The following is a 19,560-nucleotide window of genomic DNA, read 5'->3' on the forward strand; positions in this document are numbered from 1 at the left end:
CGTTCCGATGAATTTTTTCAAGCAGGAAAATAATTTTACCTTATGCAAAAAGAGAGGTGATGAAGGTGAAGTGGCGACGGAGGAGTTCCCTGATTCTTTTCTTGATCAGCTTGGCAGGGGGCTGTTATCTCTTTTTAAAATCGATGGATGTCGTGGAAAGCGAAGAACTCGAGGACGGAACGAAATTGAAGTTCCGTACGAACGAGGAGAAAGTCGAAGTGTACAAAGATGGTCAATGGTCTCCGCTGTTTGTGAAAGGAATGAACGTAGGGGCGACTCTTCCTGGTCACTTTCCCGGTGAGCTGCCCATGACGAAAGATCAGTATCTCGAATGGTTCGAGATGATGGACGGAATGGGCGTCAATACACTGAGGGTGTACACCATTCACGAACCGGTCTTTTACGAAGCATTAGTCGAATACAATCGCAGCCATTCCGATGATCCACTCTACTTTATGCAGGGAATCTGGTCTCCTGTTGAATTGATGAAAGAAACAGAGAATGCAAGAGACCCTGATGTGACGAAAGCCTTTAAGAAGGAAATCAAGGATGCGATCGGCGCGGTTTACGGGGATATCAAGATCCCTGAGGAGAATGGCAAAGCAAGTGGAGCGTACAACGCCGATGCCAGTCCGTACTTACTTGCCTGGCATATCGGGACAGAGTGGTCTCCACAAATGGTCGAGAGTACGAATGAGAAGTCCAGCGATGATCCAGCTTTCCGAGGCAGCTATTTCAAGGCTGCTGAGAGTGCCTCCCCCTTTGAAAGCTGGTTAGCTGAACTATTGAATTATACGGCTGCTTTGGAAGCAGAAAGAGGCTGGGAGCACCCGATGACGATTACGAATTGGGTGACGACAGATCCTCTTGATCATCCAACCGAGCCTCACAAAATGGAGGACATGGTCAGTGTGGATCCGACGAAGATTGAAGTGAATAACTGGCGGGCGGGCTATTTTGCCTCCTACCATGCGTATCCATACTACCCTGACTTTTTCAAAACGACGGACAAATACAATCACGTGAAAAATGAACAAGGAAAGGTAGATACATATAAAGGGTATCTGCAAGATCTGAAGGCGTATCACGAAGGCATGCCGATCATGATTACCGAGTTCGGCGTTCCCTCTTCGCGGGGCAATGCGCACTTTGGGCCGCTTGGTCGAGACCAAGGAGGGCACAGTGAACAAATGCAGGGTGAGCTGAACGCCGATCTCTTGAATCAAATCGATCAGGAGGAATACGCGGGAGCTGTCCTCTTCTCCTGGCAGGATGAATGGTTCAAGAAGACGTGGAATGTCATGCCGTTCACCAATATGGATCGGAACCCGTTCTGGTACAACGTGTTATCTGCTGAGACCTCGTATGGTGTGCTCGGCATGTATCCCGGAAAACACGGTGTGCTGCAAATGGACGGCGAGCTTCTGGATTGGAAAGAGTTAGAGGACGTCGAAACGTTTGAAACGCCTCTTGGAACATGGAGCATGACGCATGATGAAGGTTATCTCTATTTGAGTGGAAGGCTTCTTGAACCGCTGTCTCCTGAAACCGAGCCGTTCTATATCGGAGCGGACACGATCAATGGTGGAACGAAACAGATGGCAGGTCAATCGTTCAGTGAAGGCTTCGAAACGATGGTCCGACTTGGAAAGAAGGAAAACAGTGAAGTGCTGATCGCGGAGGATTATGACTTTCATCAGCGACTTTATGAACATGCTTCTGCCACGAAAGAAGCGGAAGGGTTCCATTCTTGGAAGCTCATTACGAACTATCAACGAACGAATCCCGCGACCGATCAGCTGCTTCCTTTTGAAGAAGCAGAGGTCGGAGGGCTTGAGCGAGGCGTTGATTGGGAAGTGAAGGGCCGTCAGATCGAAGTGCGGATTCCCTGGGCGCTCCTTGGATTCGCAGACCCGAGTACAAAGCAGGTGGCTCGATATGGACCACCCGTCGAGGGAGAGAAGAAGCTTTATTTTTCAAAAATAGAAGGTATACATCTCGTTCCGATGGGGGCGGGCGACCTAGTGTCAGAGGGTGAGGTCAAGGTTGAAGACTTCCCGTTTTATACGTGGGACCCTTGGCAGCAGGTCGAGTATCAAGTGGAAATAAAGAAGAGTTATCAGTTGATGAAACAGGCATTCCAGCAATTAGCGGATTAAGAAAGGAGGAGTTGCATGTTTTCGAATTTACAGGCAGCCATGTGGATGATCGGCGTGTTACTTGTGGTGATGATGTTGGTGATGACGGTTACCCTTGTCATCAAAGCGAGGAAGGTATGGTTCAAGAAGAAAGAAGCGTCCATTCTGGCGGAATACAACGATTACCTCGATTATGTCCAATTGCAGCTGGATGAAGAAGAGAGGTTACGGACGCCTCTCAAGCCTTTAGGTTCATTGGAAAAGAAGGTTCTTCAAAAAGAACTGCTGCAATGGGTGGACAGGTTAGACGGGATGCACCGCCGGAAGCTGCTTCAGCTATGTGATGATCTGGGGCTGATCGAATTCAATATGCAGCGATTGAAGAGCCCTTTCTCTTTGACGAAAATCGATGCTGCGTATTATTTAGGAGCTTTAAGGACAGGCAAGGCGACACCGAACCTTTTTTCCTTACTTTATAAGACGAAGTTCGATTCATCCGTTTATATTCTGGCGAGGTCGATCGTTCAGACGGCGAAGGACCCGTCGGAAGTATCGGAGGCGCTGCGTTTCCTTATTGATAATGGGAAGCAGCAGGCGCAGCTCATTGCGGATATCTCGAAGGAAACGCCGCTTGATTTGCGGGAGTTGTACACGCGTTTTCTGGAAGAATCGAACCCTTCTTACATTGAAGTCGGCTTGATCGGACTTCAGGATCAGGTAGAGCTGGACCTTTCGGAACGTGTCCATCGCTTTATGGAATCAGAGAACCGGGATATCCGTCAGGCGGCGGCGAATCTGCTGATTCACTCGATGGACCTTACGGATGAGGATGTCGAATACTATCTTCAATTCCCGGATTGGGAGGTTCGGAAGTTGTTCGCCGAGTGGATCGGAAGCGCGGAACTCATTCAATATACCAATCTATTGAGGAAGAGCTTGAACGATACGAACTGGATTGTGGCCCGCACAAGCGGTCAAAGTCTGATCAAGCTTGGAGAAGGTGGGTTCGAAGTCCTTTGCGAAGTGGCAGGGCGCCTTGATCAGCATCATGGAACAGCCATCGCCAAGGAGCTCGTGGAAGAAGAACTCAAGCATTCGATCGACCAGGCTCACAGTCTTGAAGATATTACGACGTATAACCAGAAGGTGTTTGTCTATCAAAAATTTATAGGAGAGAACGCGTCACTGACTCGAGTGATGTAAGAAAGGAGGAGGAAGAATGAGAGATGTACTGCTTGCTTATGGCATATTCGCGATGTACTACGTCCTTACGATCAACACGATTTACCTCGGCATCATCCTATTTTCCATGAAGAAGATCTTCAAGATCATGAAGGAATCCTTCTATTCGAAGTACGACACGTTATCAGGCTCGAAGCACGTTCCGCCGATCTCGATTCTCGTACCGGCCTATAACGAAGAACTGACGATCAAAGAAAACGTTCGTTCTTTGCTGGCGCTGCACTATCCGAAGTATGAAGTGATTGTCGTCAATGACGGTTCAGGTGACAAGACGCTCGATGTGATGATCGACGAATTCGAACTGACGTATCATCCTCCGACGATGATCCAGAATACGATTGCGACGGAGAAGGTCAGAGGGGTCTACTACAACCCCGAATTCCCCAATCTCTATTTAGTAGATAAAGAGAACGGGGGGAAAGCAGACTCGTTGAATGCAGGCATCAACCTGTCCCACTATCCGCTGATCTCGTCCATCGACGCCGACTCTCTTCTTGAGAAGGATGCGCTGATCCGGATTGCCAGAAAGTATATGGAGAACCCGGATGAGTACGTCGCAATCGGTGGCAACGTCCGAATCGCCAACGGCTGCCGGATTAAGAACGGCATGGTCGAGAAGGTGAATCTGCCTAAGAAAATGTGGCCGATGTTCCAGACCGTCGAATATTTGAAAGCCTTTCTCGGTGGACGGATCGGCTGGAGTGAAATCAATGGTTTGATCATCGTCTCAGGTGCCTTCGGCGTCTTTAAGAAGGATTACGTCGTCAAAGTCGGCGGCTACAGAGGCGGTTACCCGGGTGAGGATATGAACATCATCCTCAAGCTGCACCGCTATATGCTGGACAACAAACTGCCGTACAAAATCGATTTCTGTCCGGATGCGGTCTGCTGGACGCAGGCTCCGGACTCTTACAAGATCCTCTCCAGTCAGCGGAAGCGCTGGGGACGGGGGAACTTGAAGAACATGATCGAAGAAGGCCGCTTCATGTTCATGCGGCCGAAGTACAAAGTGATGGGCTGGCTCACCATCCCTTACAACATCATCTTTGAAACGTTGAGCCCTTACTTCAGAATTACAGGTTTACTTGCCTTGATCGGGTACAGCCTGCTTGATATGTCAGGGTGGACGATCATGGCCGTGTTCATGACCATCAATGTTCTATTCGGTACTCTGCTCGGCCTTGGCTCCCTTTTACTCGAGGAAATGGCCTTCCAGCGTTATCCGAAGTTCAGGCAGTACTTCAAGATGATCGGCTATACGGTGCTGATGTTCTTCGGTTACCGTCAGCTCGGAATCTTGTGGCGCTTCCTCGGACATATCGACTTTTTCAAAAAGAACAATTCATGGGGTACGATGACCCGGACCAGCTGGAATGAAGACGAAGAGGATCAAGCGGCATAAATAAGGAGGAAAAAAGAATGGCACAAGCACAAATGGGATCACGTATTGTTCAATCATTTCATCATTTTCTTCACTATTACCAAGTCAGTCAGCTCAAATGCGGCATCATCATCGCAAGAGCCGACATGAACGAGAAGCAGGTGGACAAGCTCAAGTCCTATGTAGAAAAAAATGAACCGAACACCGGCTGTCAGATCAGCTATGACAAAGAGGAAGGCCTGCTTGGGATTCTGCTTGATGACTGCAGTCTCGGCTACACGCACTTCTATGCCCTGCATGTTCAGGATTTCCTGAGAGAGCAGCGCGTACTGAACGGAGGGATCATGGTCGGAAGCTTCCCTGAGAATAGTGACAAAGCAGAAGAAATGCTGTTCGGCATGCTCCGCCAAATGATCGACCGTCCTGACTCCCAGGAAGGCATCCGCATTTATCAAGGGAAAAAAGAACAGCGCAATCACGAGAAGTCGATCCTTATTGTCGACAGCGACCGGGATGTACAGAAGCTGTTGAAGACCTACTTCAACCGTAAAGGCTATCAAGTGACGACAGCCGGTGACGGGAAAGAGGGGCTTGAGCGTTTTGAAGGAGTCCTGCCTTCCTTAGTCATTACCGAAATCAACCTTTCCGCCATTGGTGGGTATTCCTTCATCAACCAGGTGAAGTCGATCACGAACGAAAAGGGTTTGGATACGGAAGTGATGGTCTTAACGAATAAGCAGCTGGAGGAAGATATTAAGCGGACCTTCGAGTATGGGGTGGCTGAATATATTACGAAGCCTTTTTCCTTAGTGGAATTGGAAGCTAGAGTGAAGCGTCTCGTCAATCGTCAACCAAAAAACGTATAAAAGAGAGGGGATTATAAAATGGGTTACTTTGAACAGTTGAGCCAGAAGATTGAAATGAAGGAAGCGAAAATCGGAGTCATCGGAATGGGGTATGTCGGTCTTCCATTGGCAGCGGAAATGGTCAAGTCCGGATTCACTGTCTGCGGTATCGACCTCGATGAAAAGAAGATCGACGCACTGAAAAACGGTCAGTCTTATATCAATGACATTACGGACGAGGATCTTCAGGCGAGCATTGATTCAGGACGCTTCTTCCCGACGTCGGATTATCAAGTCGTCGAAGACCTGGATGCGATCAGCATCTGTGTCCCGACGCCATTGAGCGATAACCAGGACCCGGATACCTCCTACATTACGGGCGTCATCGACAGCATGAAGCCGTTCATGAAAAAAGGCATGCTCGTGACGCTTGAGAGTACGACGTATCCAGGTACGACAGAAGAGCTGATCTGGAAAGAGTTCTCCCGAATGGGCTATGAAGCGGGGCGCGACATCTTCTTATGCTACTCACCAGAGCGCGTCGATCCGGGTAACCAGTCGTTCAACACGCAGAACATGCCGAAAGTGATGGGCGGGATCACCGAACAGTGTAACGAAGTCGGCGCGAAGCTGTACAGAAATTACATTCCGAACGTCGTCCCTGTCTCTTCTCCGAAGGTTGCCGAAATGTCGAAGCTGCTTGAGAACACGTTCCGAAGCATCAACATCGCGTTCGTCAACGAAATTGCCATGATGTGTGAGCGGATGGACATTGACGTCTGGGAAGTCATCGACGCAGCAGCGACGAAACCGTTCGGCTTCATGAAGTTCCAGCCAGGCCCTGGAATCGGCGGTCACTGCATCCCGCTTGACCCGATGTACTTATCCTGGAAGGCGAAAGGATACCGCTTCTACAGCAAATTCATCGACCTTGCCCAGTCCATCAACAACAACATGCCGGATGTTGTCGTGAGTAAAACAGCACAAGTCTTGAATGTGTACGGAAAATCCATCAACAGCTCGAACATCCTGATCCTCGGTATGGCCTACAAGCCGGACATCAGTGACTTACGTGAGTCGCCGGGATTGTACTTATATGAATTGTATAAAGAAAGCGGAGCGAACGTCGATTATTACGACCCGAATGCTCACAGCTTCATCGACGATGACGAAGAAGTCGTCCAATCGATTCCATACAGCCGTGAGCAGCTGAAGAAGTATGACTGCATGGTGCTTGTAACGAACCACTCAGACTTCAACTATGATGAACTTGCCGATGTCGGAGTGCCGATCGTCGATACGAGAAACGCGTTCCAGCATTACGACGAAGAGCATATCCACAAGCTTGGTACAGCGTCCAAAGTTCATAAGAAGCACGCATCCATCGCGTTATAATACGAATTTTTTTACTAAAAGGAGATGAAGAATTTATGTGCGGAATCATGGGATATATCGGAGCAAAAGAAACGCAGAAGGTCTTAACAAAAGGGTTGGGTAAACTGGAGTATCGCGGCTATGACTCGATCGGAATTGCCCTTCATGACGGGACAGCCCTTCAGTACAACAAGACAGAAGGAAGACTTCAGGATTTAGAAGAAAAGCTTGAGCAGGAGCCGTTGACGGGATCGGTCGGAATCGGTCACACGCGCTGGGCGACTCACGGTAAGCCGTCTGATGAGAACTCCCACCCTCATATGGATGCCAAAAAGGAATTCGCGGTCGTGCACAATGGCATTATTGAGAACTATCTTGAGATCAAACGTGACCTGGAGGAAGCGGGCTATACGTTCGTATCGGAAACCGACACGGAAGTGATCTCCCACTTGTTCTCTCGTCTCTATGACGGGGACATGGTGTCGACGATTCAGAAAGTCGTCGACAGACTGGAAGGGGCCTACGCACTCGGCGTCGTCTCCCAGCATGACCCGGACAACCTATATGCGGTAAGAGAAGCGAGCCCGTTGATCATCGGAGCAGGAGACGGCGAAGCACTGATCAGCTCGGATATTCCGGCACTTCTTGAGCACACACGTGACATCTATATCCTGGAGGACGGCGAAATGGCGATCCTTTCTGAAGAAAACGTGAAGCTGCTTGAGACGAATACTGGAAAAGAAGTGAGCCGTGACCTGTTCACCGTCGACTGGGACATGGAGCAGGCTGAGAAAAATGGCTTCGATCACTTCATGCTGAAGGAAATCTTCGAACAGCCGACCGCTCTGCAGAAAACGATGACAGGACGCTTGGATGAGAATGCGAAGCGCGTTGATTTTGACGAATTGAACTGGACGGACGTGCAGATCAGCCAGTGGAATAAAATCACGATCGTTGCTTGTGGTACTGCCTATCACGCCGGTCTGATCGGAAAACACGTCATTGAGGAAATGACGAGAATTCCAGTGGACGTGGAAGTGGCATCTGAATTCCGCTACCGCCGTCCGATCGTCGATGAAAACACGTTGGTCATCGTCGTCAGCCAGTCAGGTGAAACAGCCGATACGCTTGCCGCGCTGCGTCAAAGTCAGCACCTTGGTGCGAATGTGCTTGCCATTACGAATGTCGTCGGAAGCTCGATTGCCCGCGAAGCGGACGAAGTGATCCTGACGATGGCGGGACCTGAAATCGCCGTCGCTTCGACAAAAGCGTATACGACGCAGGTGTTGTCCTTCTATCTACTGGGCATCTACTTGGCACAGAGTAAGAAGTCTGTATCACAGGAATACCGTGAGAAGCTGATCGATACGCTCTCTCACATTCCAGAGCAGATTGAGGAAATCCTAGACCACTCGAAAGGCATCCGCTACTACAGTGAATCGATCAAGGATGCGAAAAGCGTCTTCTTCATCGGACGCGGTCTTGATTATGCGGTCTCTCTTGAAGGCTCCTTGAAGCTTAAGGAAATCTCCTATATTCACTCGGAGGCGTATGCAGCAGGTGAGCTGAAGCACGGAACGCTCGCTCTGATCGAAGAAGGAACGCCGATGGTCTCCCTGATCACACAGGATGAAGTGAGTGAGAAGATGCTCGCTAACATTAAAGAAGTGAAAGCGCGCGGAGCGAAGGTTCTCGGCATTGCAGAAGAAGGCAACCTGGACATTTGGGAGTACGTTGATGAGACATGCTTCATTCCACAGACGCTCTCGCTGGTCACGCCGTTATTGAACGTCATCCCGCTTCAGCTGATCGCATACTACACATCCTTAGCACTTGGAAACGACGTCGATAAGCCGCGTAACCTGGCGAAAAGCGTCACAGTAGAATAGGAGGGCGGACCCATGACAGTTCAAACGCTTGAAAAAGAAGAGACGTGCTTCACGAAGCAGGAGCTGTGGCAGCTGATGACCGGAATTCATCAGAAAGTCGAGAACCAGACGATACAAACCGATCGTCAGCTGATCGATGAAGTGATGAACGAAGTACGACCATACGTCGAGCATATTTAGGAACGGAGGAGTAGAGAGATGGATCAAACATTTGCGATTGTACTGGCAGCAGGAAAAGGAACCCGGATGAAGTCCGATCTTCCGAAGGTTCTCCACCACGTGTGTGGAAAGCCGATGGTTGAGCATGTGACAGACCAGCTGAAGAACGCTTCAGTGGACCGGATCGTCACCGTCGTCGGTCACCAAAGTGAGCGTGTGAAAGGACAGATCGGCCCGTCTTCAGACTTCGCCTATCAAGCCGAACAGCTTGGCACGGCGCATGCTGTACAAACCTGCAGCGAGCAGCTGGCAGACGAACAGGGTGCGACGCTCATCATTACCGGTGACACGCCGCTGATTACAGAACAGACGTTGCGTAACGTTCTCGGTCATCATAGGAAAACAAAAGCATCCGCCACCGTCCTGACGATGAAGCCCGAAGATCCGACAGGGTACGGCCGCATCATCAGAGACGCACAAGGTGAAGTCGAGCGCATCGTCGAAGATAAAGATGCCACAGATGAGGAACGCCTCGTCCAAGAGGTCAACACCGGAATCTTCTGCTTCGACAACCGTCTTCTTTTTCAAACGTTGAAGGAGATTTCAACGGATAATGAGCAGAAGGAATATTACCTTCCGGATGCGATTGAAATTCTGCGCGCGAAAGGGGAGACGACCTCTGCTGTTGAGGTCCTGGATCTTGATGAAGGACTCGGCATCAATGACCGCACCCAGCTCGCGAAAGCAGAAGCGATCCTGCAGAAAAGAGTGATCGAAGGGCATATGGAAAACGGTGTGACGATCATCGATCCTGCCTCGACTTACATTGAAGCGGACGTGGAAATCGGCCGCGATACAGTCATTGAACCGCGGACTCATCTGCGGGGGAAGACGGAGATCGGAGAGCACTGCATCGTAGGACCTGATGTCGACTTATTGGATTATGAAGCCAAAGACCGCACGAAAATCCAAAATGTCTCCCGCACGAACGACCTCAGCGCCATGCCTTATGTATAAGAACGATTTAAAGGAAGGACCTTTCTTGCGGGGAAGGTCTTTCTTTACACACCTTTTTCATCGGAAAAAAAGAGCGATCTCCCTGCTCGGGCTGCTGCTGATCATTGGAGGGGCGGTGCTCGTTATGAATAAAGAGGAACACGTGAAAGCGACGTGGATCTGGGACCTTGAATCGTTGGACCAAAACTACGATAAGGCGGTTTCTTTTGCTGAAAAGCAGGACGTCACGCTCATCTACCTTCACGTCAGCCGGTCCGGTCTCGATGAGAAGGAAGTCGCGGATTTTATTAAACAGGCGAACGAAGCGGACATCCAAGTTTACGCACTCGGCGGAGATCCGAACTGGGCGAAGGAAGAAAGCAATCAAAGCCTCGAACAGTTCTACTCTGTGATCCAGTCGTACAACGCCCAGGCTTCGAAAGAGAAGAAGTTCAAGGGAATCCACCTGGACATCGAACCCTACCTGCTGCCGGAATGGAAGAAGAACCGTGATGATGTCATCACACAATGGACGACCAACGTCTCCTTTTTTCAAAAGAAGGTTGAGTCTGAACTCGGGCTTCCGGTAAGCGGGGATCTGCCGTTCTGGATCTACAAAATTCCGATGCCGGACGGGAAGCAGTATGTGAGCGAATGGATGATTGATCACCTCGATTCGATCACTGTGATGGCGTATCGTGATTTTACTTCCGGCAACAACGGCATCAAGCGCATCGCGTCGCCGCTGGTCGAACAGGCCGCCAACGAAAGTAAATCCGTCGTCATCGCCGTCAACGTCCTCAACACGGACGAAGGAGCCCACACCACCTTTCACGGCAATCCTCCCCATCATATGAAAAATGAACTCAACCTCCTCAACCGCCGCTTCACCGGCCACCCCGGCTACGCCGGCGTCGCCATCCACGACTACGCCAGCTGGCTTGAGATGGAAGAGCAGACAGGGTGATGTGGTGGGTGAAACAGTGGGTGAAACAGAGGGGACGGTTCTCGTGTTTCAGTTTGTGCTTATTCCCATATATAGGGCGGGGTGCTTCTTGTCTGAGTGGATTGGGACAAGGGTGAGGCTGTTGTGGTGCTGTGTGTCCCACTAAATGGGTAATGGGACAGCGAGCGTGTTGGACGCGTTGGTCGCTGTCCCGATAAACGTTTTATCGGACAACCAGTGAGCTGGAAGAGCCGTTCATAGTTCCGATAAATGATATATGGGACAACGAGCAAGGTGGTCGTGCTGTTGATAGTTCCAATAGAAAATTTATGGGACAAGGAGACTAGATTGCTAGCCTTGCATGTCCCAATCTACTCCCCCCAAGCAAAAAACGTTGCGGTTCTCTTTCGAAAGAGGAACGCGGCGTTTTATTTGTTTCATTCTATTGAACCACAAGGAGAAGCGCCTTGGATAAAGTTCTCCGTCTTGCTTTTCCCATGAGGTAGTCAAAAATTCATGAGGAGAATCCTTATCTTAAGGTTCTTCAATGAAAAACAGCACCATCATCAGATAGTGCTGCTTCTGCTTTGTTATTTTGTATTTGTGAATCCACCATCAATGCGAATCACTTCGCCGTTGATGTATTGAGCTTTCGATGTGAAGAGGAAGGTCACGAGTTCTGCGACTTCTTCCGGTGTTCCAAGACGTTTCTGTGGAATTCCACCTGTAGCATTTTCTTTCATCTTCGGATTCGCTTCGTAAAATTCTTTTACCATTTTCGTTTCTGTTGGGCCTGGTGCAATGGCGTTTACTCGAAGTCCATCTTTCGCATACTCGGCTACCATGCTCTTCGTTAAACCGACGATTCCATGCTTCGTCGCAGAGTATGTCACGACGGAATCCTGACCGATGACACCGGCACTGGAGGATGTGTTCACGATGGAGCCTCCACCGTTCTTGACCATGACTTCAGCTACATAACGGACACCGTACATGGCACCAAGCAGGTTGATGCCGATAATCTGCTCGATTTCATCAACGGACGTATCCAAGTAGTGACCGCCGCTGCCAGATATTCCGGCATTGTTGAAAAAGTAATCGATTCCGCCGAAATGATCGACAGTTTGATCTACGTAACGCTTAACATCTTCTTTTTTCGATACATCTGCTTTAATGAAAATGGCGTCGACGCCTTTATCTTTCAGCTCCTGAACGGCTCCTTCGCCAGATTCAGAATCTACATCTACGATGACGGCGTTCACGCCTTCTTCTGCCAAGCGGAGCGCTGTGGCCTTGCCGATTCCGCTGCCTCCACCTGTGATAATGGCTGTTTTACTCATGTTCATTCCTCCTTATATCTTTATAGTATTACTTGTTTTTGCGAAAATAAAAAAATCTGCCCGAAATTTGTCGTTCAATGTTCTATCCTCTATTTGGTTTAATCTCGGCGGAACTCCATTCTAACGTTCTCTCCTACTTGAGAAGCCTGCTTAAGCAATTCCCTGCCATCTACATACACCCAGTACACCTGACGTCTCTCACCAAAAAGACATTCAATTTTCCACGCCTCTACTTTCCTTTCAGAATCAGCATAAACTGCTTCCATTCCCAGCACATGCACTGAAATCAATACGGTCGTTTGCTGTGTCGGATGAAAAGCGTTTAACGTTGTCGAGTAATCGTTATGAAAGGGGAGGATGCGTAAGGCAAGCTCAAGCGAAAAGGAATCCATGACGCACTCGCTCAAAGGATGTATATGAGTTTGATCGTCCTTCGTCACTTGAACAACGTGCTTCTTATAATCAGCTGAGATATGTTCGGTCTCGCCTATCGTCTCACTGAATTGAATGGGGGAAAGGGTCTTTTGATTAACCATCAAATGAATTTTTCGGTTACCGATCGTATCTGAGATGAGAGATTGTTCTCTAATAATGACTTCCTCGTTTTTAATCTGATTCACGGTTACGTTTTCTGTCGTAAAGCCGACGTGTCTTTCATGACCATGATCGATGAGATAGACGTTTTTCTTATCGTAAGTCGGTTTGATTGGTTCTCCGTTAAGGTTGTATGGAGTCATCTTTGCACCTCCTGTATAAGTTGTTGCCATTATACTATAATTTGGGATTTTGAATCGGGAGAACCGTCCCTCTATTTCAAAAAACATCAACAGTCCATTCTATTCTGTTTCTCCATAATAGCGCGCAAATCCCGATGACGCCCAAGACACCAATCCATGCCCAATACACCCATAGTGAAAAATCTGTGCTGAACAGACGGACAAGCAGGAACGTTGAAAAGATAAGAGCCATGCTGGTTGTCACGCAAATTTGAATGCCGACGAGAGCCAGGTAATTGGAAACAAGGCGGGATATGACAAAGCTTAGAAGTGCCGATAAGATAGCAACTCCATATATAATCGTGACCGTTGCAAGAATATATTCTCCAAAGGTAAAGTCATACCAAAACATTACACCCAGGCCGAGTTCGAAGGATCGAAGTGAACTATCGAAAAATGGGGAGGTCCCGTTTTGGCTGTAAAGGAGAAAGAATGCTCCAAGGTAGATTGTAGTCACGACCAGGGTGGTGACGAGTGATGCGATTAGTTTGCTTTTGAATAATCTACGACCTTTTCGTGTCACATATTGGATAGGAAGCATGTTCTTCCTTTGATCCGGAAGGTGGACCAAACCGATTACCAGGGATACGACTATCGTGATGAGGGTTCCTGTTTTCAAAATAAGATTTTGGAAATTCTCATATACATAGTATGGCAGAATCGAATGAAAGTTATCTTCTATTCCATCAACTGGGTGGGAAATCGTGCTGCTATCCTCATAGTGACGCATCATCGTCTCGTAGCCTTGTATCTCCCAGAATGCGTCGACCTCTTCTTCAAACATGATTCTGGAATACAGCTGATCCATTTTTTTATACTCAGCTGAACCGAACTCTGCGTCTGCCAGCTTTTCATGAAGGGACTGATAAGACGTAATGCCTAACTCTCTTGCTGTAGGATCCTGTTCGAGATATGCCTGAGCTTCTTTATTTGTCTCTTCAAACCACAGCTGCACTCCCTCGAATTCCGACTCATCCAAGGTATGTCCGTAATCCTCAATCATTTCTACGTTTATTTTGTGCATGTCTGCGGTTGGTCGTCCATTCGGGAAATATTCAAAGTAGAAGGACAAAAAGAATTCGTAGAAGAACAAGCTGATCAACAAGATTCCAATCAGGACTTTCGGGTTCCATAGTTTCTTCATTTCATGCCAAAAAATCATCAAGATGCTCCTCTTCATAAAAGTGATTGACGGGTGAAGTGCTTGTAGCTGAATGCGCCAATTAAAATAAAGCCCAGCCCCCAAGCGGCTAGTGTGACGACCTCATAATAAGAAAAGATGGTCATCGGGTTGTTCATCGTAAACCAGGCGTGTGGATTCAGGATCATGATGAAGGGACTGAACTGCCCGGCGAAAATCAATCCCGTGTTTGCCGGCAATAAGCTTGAGAAACAAAGGTATGCACCGAACAGAACCGCAAAGGCGATGTAGGTAAGGTGACCATTTCGCAGATGGAGAGCAAGGGCATACGTGATCCAGTTAAAGACGATCTGCAAGGCGAGAGCAGCCAGGACAAAGAGCCCGAGATACTCGGTGAATGTCACGTTCCACCAGGAGATATAAGGCATCTTCATTTCTGACATGAAGAAATTGCTGAATGAAGATGACAGCAAACCACTATAGTCATAAAAAATGAAGTAGATTCCCAACGTAAAGGCGAAAACAAAAGCTGAGATTATTCCACTTGCAACCGTGGAAGCCACCCATTTGTCTCTCATCATGGTCCGTCCTTTTTTTGTAACGAATAAAGTCAACGAGGTGCGTCGCTCGAACTCGTATGTCGTCACATGTGCGGTAAGCAGAACCGTAAGCACCATCGCTTCAAATAATAGGGCTCTCCCAATCTCCTTGAATAAAAAACTGTGCATCTCATAGGTCGCCCCGTGGAAAAAGAAAGACAGGTGTTCCGCGTTTTCTACTAGCTCCTTCTTTCTCTCTTCTGCCTTCTCATATTGGTTAATTAGGACGTCTTCGGCACCACCGGATAAGCCATACTGATCAATGGCTCCGGAGCGGGCGTCTTGCAGATTTAATTCCTTGTAGAAAGAGTCTGCTTGGCGTCCTGTCTCGAAATAGAGAACCAGCTGTTTCAGTCTTTCAAAATCGTCCTGCTGCATGGATGGGATAAAAGAATCCTCGTGTTGAAGGGCTTCCTCCAATGTAGAAAAACGACGATCCGTATAGTCGTGAATCAGCTCGAGTCCATCCTCTTCCATCTTCAGCAGGGAATCATCCGTTGCTTTCGGTCCGTATTGTTCGACTACATGAGAAACGAAGGAAAGGCTCTCTTTTTTGTAATCATTCGATACAATGAGAGCCATATTCAGGGTGAGGAAAAATAGCACAAGCCCGTATAAGACGGGGGAGCGGAACGCCTTGGAAAGTTCGTGTCTAATCATGCTTCCTGTCCTCAGACAAATCGGTTTCTTCTTCATAGACGTAGAGGAATACATCCTCCAAAGAAGGTTCCACCTCATTCCATGCTCCTTTTTGTTCAGAAACGAAGCGGACCTTTATTCCATTCTTCTCTTGTTTTTCAGATAGAACGGAGAATTTAGAGTGATAAGCTTCCACATCTTCAAAAGGAATGATAGCTTCGAATAGTTTACCTTCAAGAAGTGAACGGAGTTCCTCCTGGTTCTTCTTGTAAAGGACGCGCTTATCTTTGATCATAATGATTTCTTTAGCAATCGATTCGATGTCTGAAACGATATGTGTGGACAAAAGAATGATCCGGTCTCGTGCCAAGGTTGAAAGCAGTCGTTTGAAACGGGCTCTTTCTTTCGGATCAAGCCCTGCGGTAGGTTCATCTAAAATCAAAACCTTAGGGTCGTTCAGGAGAGCCTGACAGACTCCGACCCGCTGAATCATACCGCCAGAGAATTTCTTCAGTTTCTTCCTGCCTACATCCTGCAGTCCGACAAGCTCGAGCAGCTCTTTGATTCGCAGTTTGGCCTTTGTCTTATCCAACCCTTTCAATGCAGCGATGTACATCAAATATTTCTCCGCTGTGTAAGACTTGTAATAACCGAAATCCTGAGGGAGATAGCCGAGTATGTCGCGATACTCTTCCCCTAGATCGACAATATTCTCATGGTTATACGTGATTTCTCCATCACTCGGAAACGTCAGCGTGACGAGCATTTTCATCAGCGTTGTTTTGCCAGCGCCGTTTGGAGCAAGCAAACCGTAGATTCCGTGGTCGAATTGCAGGTCGACCTCCTTCAAGGCCGTAAAAGATTGATAGTTTTTTGTTACGTGATGTACTTCTAACATAGAGGAACTCCTTTCGGCTTCTGCAAAAATTTCATCACTTGTTTGATATAGACATAACCTGTCAGGACAGCGATGATCAGATAGACGTAAATCGGAATCGATAGAATGACAGCTTCATATCCAGCGCCTGCTATGCTGTATAATGCCAAATTGAGCACCACCCACCCGACCATTACACTGATAGGAGAGAGCTTTCGAATGGGCGCATGTTGGATATATAGAAACATAGACGAACAGATGAACAGCGAAATGAAAGAAAGCAGCAAGGCGAACAATAGATGGATGTCGGTTTGCACGGATAAGGCTATGAGTGCAATACCATTCAATACGATAGTGAGAAGGCTGAATGCAAGCATGCGGACGGCTGCCAGAACGTGGACGTTATATTTACACACCATCTCGACATCGAAGGCTGGATTTGTTTGTTTTTGAATGAAAAAGAAATAGACGAACACTCCGTAAAGTAAGGGAGAGGTAGTGAAAATGGCGGCATATAGATTGACGTCATTCCAGCTTACCCAGGTCGAAGTCAATATTACGAATCCAATCAGCGTCAACCCACTTATGAGGAGTGTAAAGAGTATCTCGGTTGCATCTCTGAAAATATGCTGGAAGCCTACCTTTTTTAGAAGTGTATGAATGCTCATCAAAAAACCTTCCTGCTGCTCCAAACCCCCCTCAATAATCCCACTTACTTGATTCTTCATTTCACGATCATTTGGAAAAGGAATTCGTTCACGATCCTTCAAATTATTGTTCCTCCTTTAATAAGTCTTTAAGTTGTTTCATCGTACGATAATATTTCGTTTTCACGGTCGATTCATTCTCGTTTAGAACAGTACTGATGTCCTCGAAGGTTCGTTCCGCGAGAAGCTTCATTCGAACAATTTTTTCACTTCCCGGTTCAAACGTGCTTAGAAGATCAAGTGCCCTTTGCGCTTCAGCTCTCGTCTCCATTTGAGCGGTGAAATCATGCGTCTCAGCGATAGCCTCGTCTATAAGAAGTTCGCCTTGCTGTCTTTGCTTATATTGCTTAGACCTGTAATAGTCTACGATTCGTGACTTAGCGATCTTGTACAGCCACGTTCGAAAAGATGAACGTCCATCGAAGCGGTGGATATTCCTCAGCATACTGATGAAAATTTCCTGGGTGATATCTTTAGCCAGCTCTTTTTCATAGAGCTGCTTGTAGGCGTAGGCGAACATTTCTTTGTAATACAGGTGAATCAGCTCGTCCGCGCTTTTTCTGCTTGACTGTTTTTGGATGTCTTTGATTAAGCGTTTTTCCTTTTTCATAGCCTCTCCTTGAAGGTTGTCTGCTGTTCTATTTATATAGTCGTAATGAAACCTGATATAGTTTTAAAGAATTTAATATTTTCATCTTTTTTGCTATGATTCAAAAAAATTACATATTAAAGCAACTTTTTACCAATCTCAGTCGTCTCTTTAACGCAGGCCGGAAAATGGGGAGTATTCTTATGGTTGATCTACATCCATTCAAACGAATCGAAGAAATCTACGAAACGTATTATACGTATTTAAAAAACTTTCTGATGGGGCTGACGAAGGATGAGCAGGTCGCAGATGATGTGATTCAGGAACTGTTTGCGAAAATCTTGAAGCAGCCTACCCTTTTGAAGAGCGTGACACATATGAAGAGCTGGCTTTTGAAGGGGGCGAAAAACACGCTGCTTGATTATTACAAAAAGAAGAAGCCGGAGCTTTTGAATGAAGACGATACGATCGAACATCTGCTGATCTATAACCAGACCCCTGAAATGAGAACGGTGTGGAATGACCAGCTGGACTCGATTTTCAATCAACTGAACCGGACGGATCAATTGATTCTACTTGCCAAGCTGCACTATGGGTACGATTATCAGGAAATCAGCGAATTGTTGGAAATCCCCGTATCGACATTGAAGTCCAAGGTCTTCCGGATTCGTAAGCAGCTGGTGAAAGAGAGGTGGAAATATGAAGAATGAGGAAAACGTACATGTGCTTGTCAAAGAGCTCATTCCGATACTGGATGATGTAGACGCACGTGCTAAGGAAATTGTGATTGAACATATTGAGCAGTGCGAAGAATGCCATCACATCTATGAGGAATTAAGAGCCTTCGATGAGCATATGCCGAAGCTGTCTTTGCAAGAGGAGCAGGAAATGAAGCCGCTCAAAAAGCTGGTGCAATTCAATCGTGGGTTGAAGCTGTTGGTGGTCGGATTACGTGCGCTGATTCTTTTCTATGTGTTGTACACGAGTGTTGGCGCCTATGATTGGGGTTCGTCTGTTGGAGCAGCCGTCAGCTATGCGGAAGGTGTTACGTTCATGTTTTACCTTCCTGCCGCTGTATTTCTCAATATCTTCAGCCTCGTCTTCTTCAGCAGGCGCTGGGTTTGGAGTTCCGTCGTCTTTGACCTGATTGTCGTCTTGTTTATTGGAACGATCATCGGCTGGTTTTATTGATAGGGGGGAATGTGACATGTTTGGCATTATCTTATTTGGAATGTTTGTCGGTGTCATTTTGTTTGTGTTTACTTTAATCGCGGTGAAAAAAGTGAAGAAACTGTACCTGGCTCCACTAGTCCCTTTTCTCGCCGCCGTATTAGTCACCGCTTATGGATTATTTAAAGTAGGTGGGTTTGAAGGGATGGCGTATGGGTTCTTAGGAGCAGGGATGTTTATAGTCGGCGTCATCGGGATTCCTGTGGTTCCGTTGGTTTGGAAAAAGATGAACAACAAAAGCTGGAGCCGGATCGATGGAACTCTATTGATCGCGCTGCCTATTGTATTATTTGCGAGCATTGGATGGGTGATCGCCTCTGATGAAAACTATTGGATCATAGAAGAAGGAACGATATCGGTTGATGAGGGAGTGAGTAGCTATTACCGAGTGGATACGATTCTTGAGGGAAGAAAACAAGTATTTTTAACCTTGGGAGATGACTATGCAGGTACGACCATCGAAGTGGAAAAAGTGAAGGTGCTGGGAAATACAGAAGTGCTCGTCAACATCCGCGATAACGGATCTCCAGGCACGGTTCCGTTTATCAGCATAGGCGTTGATCAAATCAACGAACCGCTCGAGGTGAAATCAACCGACGGCGAAGTGTTCCAATCGGCCCTCGAACAGAAGTCAGAATGAAACAAGAGAACCGTCCCCCGAAACGTGGGGACGGTTCTCTTGTTTCATCCAT

19 protein-coding genes are annotated in these 19,560 nt (G+C 47.5%); 12 read left to right on the plus strand and 7 right to left on the minus strand.

All coding sequences use genetic code 11. From position 1 onward, the window contains the following. The first annotated feature begins 143 nt into the window (after positions 1-143). From LCM20_RS12420 to LCM20_RS12460, 9 genes are read left to right on the plus strand one after another with little or no spacing between them, the layout of a single operon-like run. The gene (locus LCM20_RS12420) at positions 144-2,159 is read left to right on the plus strand and encodes a hypothetical protein (RefSeq protein WP_225195795.1); all 2,016 of its coding nucleotides are present in this window, start codon (positions 144-146) and stop codon (positions 2,157-2,159) included. A gap of 15 nt (positions 2,160-2,174) precedes the next feature. Further along, the gene (locus LCM20_RS12425; RefSeq protein WP_225195796.1) at positions 2,175-3,341 is read left to right on the plus strand and encodes a hypothetical protein; all 1,167 of its coding nucleotides are present in this window, start codon (positions 2,175-2,177) and stop codon (positions 3,339-3,341) included. A gap of 16 nt (positions 3,342-3,357) precedes the next feature. Next, positions 3,358-4,782, plus strand: a complete 1,425-nt coding sequence (locus tag LCM20_RS12430) for a glycosyltransferase family 2 protein (RefSeq protein WP_225195797.1) — start codon at positions 3,358-3,360, stop codon at positions 4,780-4,782. Positions 4,783-4,799: 17 nt separating this feature from the next. Beyond that, on the plus strand, positions 4,800-5,627 hold the full coding sequence (locus tag LCM20_RS12435) for a response regulator transcription factor (protein ID WP_225195798.1): 828 nt from the start codon (positions 4,800-4,802) through the stop codon (positions 5,625-5,627). Between the two features lie 18 nt (positions 5,628-5,645). Further along, positions 5,646-7,001 (plus strand): nucleotide sugar dehydrogenase, encoded by a 1,356-nt coding sequence (locus LCM20_RS12440; RefSeq protein ID WP_225195799.1) that lies wholly within the window; start codon positions 5,646-5,648, stop codon positions 6,999-7,001. Between the two features lie 35 nt (positions 7,002-7,036). Further along, entirely contained in the window at positions 7,037-8,869 is a 1,833-nt protein-coding gene (gene glmS / locus LCM20_RS12445; protein WP_225195800.1) for a glutamine--fructose-6-phosphate transaminase (isomerizing), read from the plus strand. 12 nt (positions 8,870-8,881) lie between these two features. Continuing rightward, complete coding sequence (locus LCM20_RS12450) at positions 8,882-9,049, plus strand: hypothetical protein (protein ID WP_225195801.1); 168 nt, start codon at positions 8,882-8,884, stop codon at positions 9,047-9,049. Between the two features lie 18 nt (positions 9,050-9,067). Further along, on the plus strand, positions 9,068-10,045 hold the full coding sequence (glmU, locus tag LCM20_RS12455; protein WP_225195802.1) for a bifunctional UDP-N-acetylglucosamine diphosphorylase/glucosamine-1-phosphate N-acetyltransferase GlmU: 978 nt from the start codon (positions 9,068-9,070) through the stop codon (positions 10,043-10,045). Between the two features lie 25 nt (positions 10,046-10,070). After that, positions 10,071-10,991, plus strand: coding sequence for a hypothetical protein (locus tag LCM20_RS12460; RefSeq protein ID WP_225195803.1), 921 nt, complete (start codon positions 10,071-10,073; stop codon positions 10,989-10,991). A 569-nt stretch (positions 10,992-11,560) separates the two neighbouring features. Here the strand turns inward: LCM20_RS12460 and LCM20_RS12465 are convergent. The 7 genes from LCM20_RS12465 to LCM20_RS12495 form a co-directional block, all read right to left on the minus strand. Continuing rightward, entirely contained in the window at positions 11,561-12,310 is a 750-nt protein-coding gene (locus LCM20_RS12465) for an SDR family NAD(P)-dependent oxidoreductase (protein ID WP_225195804.1), read from the minus strand. 98 nt (positions 12,311-12,408) lie between these two features. Further along, positions 12,409-13,047: a DUF3108 domain-containing protein gene (locus tag LCM20_RS12470; RefSeq protein ID WP_225195805.1), complete on the minus strand. Its 639-nt coding sequence runs from the start codon at positions 13,045-13,047 to the stop codon at positions 12,409-12,411. Between the two features lie 76 nt (positions 13,048-13,123). After that, complete coding sequence (locus LCM20_RS12475) at positions 13,124-14,230, minus strand: YlbF family regulator (protein WP_225195806.1); 1,107 nt, start codon at positions 14,228-14,230, stop codon at positions 13,124-13,126. 32 nt (positions 14,231-14,262) lie between these two features. Then, on the minus strand, positions 14,263-15,486 hold the full coding sequence (locus tag LCM20_RS12480) for a hypothetical protein (protein WP_225195807.1): 1,224 nt from the start codon (positions 15,484-15,486) through the stop codon (positions 14,263-14,265). Further along, a complete protein-coding gene (locus LCM20_RS12485) occupies positions 15,479-16,363 on the minus strand; it encodes an ABC transporter ATP-binding protein (RefSeq protein ID WP_225195808.1) in 885 nt (294 codons plus the stop codon). The genes LCM20_RS12480 and LCM20_RS12485 overlap by 8 nt, the downstream gene beginning before the upstream one ends. Further along, on the minus strand, positions 16,357-17,112 hold the full coding sequence (locus tag LCM20_RS12490; protein WP_225195809.1) for a hypothetical protein: 756 nt from the start codon (positions 17,110-17,112) through the stop codon (positions 16,357-16,359). Before LCM20_RS12490 ends, LCM20_RS12485 begins: the two co-directional genes overlap by 7 nt. A gap of 1 nt (position 17,113) precedes the next feature. Then, complete coding sequence (locus tag LCM20_RS12495) at positions 17,114-17,659, minus strand: RNA polymerase sigma factor (RefSeq protein WP_225195810.1); 546 nt, start codon at positions 17,657-17,659, stop codon at positions 17,114-17,116. A gap of 182 nt (positions 17,660-17,841) precedes the next feature. Between LCM20_RS12495 and LCM20_RS12500 the strand changes: the two genes are divergently transcribed. Genes LCM20_RS12500 through LCM20_RS12510 form a run of 3 tightly spaced genes read left to right on the plus strand, consistent with a single transcriptional unit; the run spans position 17,842 to position 19,508 of the window. Further along, entirely contained in the window at positions 17,842-18,348 is a 507-nt protein-coding gene (locus LCM20_RS12500) for an RNA polymerase sigma factor (protein WP_225195811.1), read from the plus strand. Beyond that, positions 18,338-18,829, plus strand: coding sequence for a hypothetical protein (locus tag LCM20_RS12505; RefSeq protein ID WP_225195812.1), 492 nt, complete (start codon positions 18,338-18,340; stop codon positions 18,827-18,829). Before LCM20_RS12500 ends, LCM20_RS12505 begins: the two co-directional genes overlap by 11 nt. 16 nt (positions 18,830-18,845) lie before the next feature. Continuing rightward, on the plus strand, positions 18,846-19,508 hold the full coding sequence (locus LCM20_RS12510) for a hypothetical protein (protein WP_225195813.1): 663 nt from the start codon (positions 18,846-18,848) through the stop codon (positions 19,506-19,508). Positions 19,509-19,560 lie beyond the last annotated feature (52 nt).

Source organism: Halobacillus litoralis, from assembly GCF_020171725.1.
GTDB lineage: Bacteria > Bacillota > Bacilli > Bacillales > Halobacillaceae > Halobacillus > Halobacillus litoralis_F.

Coding starts and splice junctions, on each gene's coding strand:
- LCM20_RS12420 (WP_225195795.1), top strand. CDS start 144: ATGGATGTCGTGGAAAGCGAAGAACTCGAGGACGGAACGAAATTGAAG.
- LCM20_RS12425 (WP_225195796.1), top strand. CDS start 2,175: ATGTTTTCGAATTTACAGGCAGCCATGTGGATGATCGGCGTGTTACTT.
- LCM20_RS12430 (WP_225195797.1), top strand. CDS start 3,358: ATGAGAGATGTACTGCTTGCTTATGGCATATTCGCGATGTACTACGTC.
- LCM20_RS12435 (WP_225195798.1), top strand. CDS start 4,800: ATGGCACAAGCACAAATGGGATCACGTATTGTTCAATCATTTCATCAT.
- LCM20_RS12440 (WP_225195799.1), top strand. CDS start 5,646: ATGGGTTACTTTGAACAGTTGAGCCAGAAGATTGAAATGAAGGAAGCG.
- glmS (WP_225195800.1), top strand. CDS start 7,037: ATGTGCGGAATCATGGGATATATCGGAGCAAAAGAAACGCAGAAGGTC.
- LCM20_RS12450 (WP_225195801.1), top strand. CDS start 8,882: ATGACAGTTCAAACGCTTGAAAAAGAAGAGACGTGCTTCACGAAGCAG.
- glmU (WP_225195802.1), top strand. CDS start 9,068: ATGGATCAAACATTTGCGATTGTACTGGCAGCAGGAAAAGGAACCCGG.
- LCM20_RS12465 (WP_225195804.1), bottom strand. CDS start 12,310: ATGAGTAAAACAGCCATTATCACAGGTGGAGGCAGCGGAATCGGCAAG.
- LCM20_RS12470 (WP_225195805.1), bottom strand. CDS start 13,047: ATGACTCCATACAACCTTAACGGAGAACCAATCAAACCGACTTACGAT.
- LCM20_RS12475 (WP_225195806.1), bottom strand. CDS start 14,230: ATGAAGAAACTATGGAACCCGAAAGTCCTGATTGGAATCTTGTTGATC.
- LCM20_RS12480 (WP_225195807.1), bottom strand. CDS start 15,486: ATGATTAGACACGAACTTTCCAAGGCGTTCCGCTCCCCCGTCTTATAC.
- LCM20_RS12485 (WP_225195808.1), bottom strand. CDS start 16,363: ATGTTAGAAGTACATCACGTAACAAAAAACTATCAATCTTTTACGGCC.
- LCM20_RS12495 (WP_225195810.1), bottom strand. CDS start 17,659: ATGAAAAAGGAAAAACGCTTAATCAAAGACATCCAAAAACAGTCAAGC.
- LCM20_RS12500 (WP_225195811.1), top strand. CDS start 17,842: ATGGTTGATCTACATCCATTCAAACGAATCGAAGAAATCTACGAAACG.
- LCM20_RS12505 (WP_225195812.1), top strand. CDS start 18,338: ATGAAGAATGAGGAAAACGTACATGTGCTTGTCAAAGAGCTCATTCCG.
- LCM20_RS12510 (WP_225195813.1), top strand. CDS start 18,846: ATGTTTGGCATTATCTTATTTGGAATGTTTGTCGGTGTCATTTTGTTT.